Origin of the sequence: Bacillus cereus group sp. BfR-BA-01524, from assembly GCF_022662595.1 — a bacterium.
Lineage (GTDB): Bacteria > Bacillota > Bacilli > Bacillales > Bacillaceae_G > Bacillus_A > Bacillus_A thuringiensis_S.
This window is the reverse complement of sequence record NZ_JAKUDW010000515.1, coordinates 1-207: the sequence shown is the minus strand read 5'-3', so window position 1 is coordinate 207 and position 207 is coordinate 1. Positions and strand designations below refer to the sequence as shown.

The window sequence follows — 207 nt, the reverse complement described above, 5'->3', positions numbered from 1 at the left end:
GCGCTAGAGAGCTTAACTTCCGTGTTCGGTATGGGAACGGGTGTGACCTCTCTGCCATCATTACCAGACTGTATTCATTTAAGACAAGAATTATTGTAACTCATTTAACTTTTAAAGTCAACAAGTTTTTTATATTCTTTCAAAACTAGATAACATTGCTTCATATTATATGGTTAAGTCCTCGATCTATTAGTATTCGTCAGCTCC

1 rRNA gene is annotated in these 207 nt (G+C 35.7%); it reads right to left on the bottom strand.

Annotation, left to right across the window (positions count from 1 at the left end):
- A 5S ribosomal RNA gene (rrf, locus tag MR170_RS32135) occupies positions 1-68 on the bottom strand; the annotation flags it as partial.
- Between the last annotated feature and the right edge of the window lie 139 nt (positions 69-207).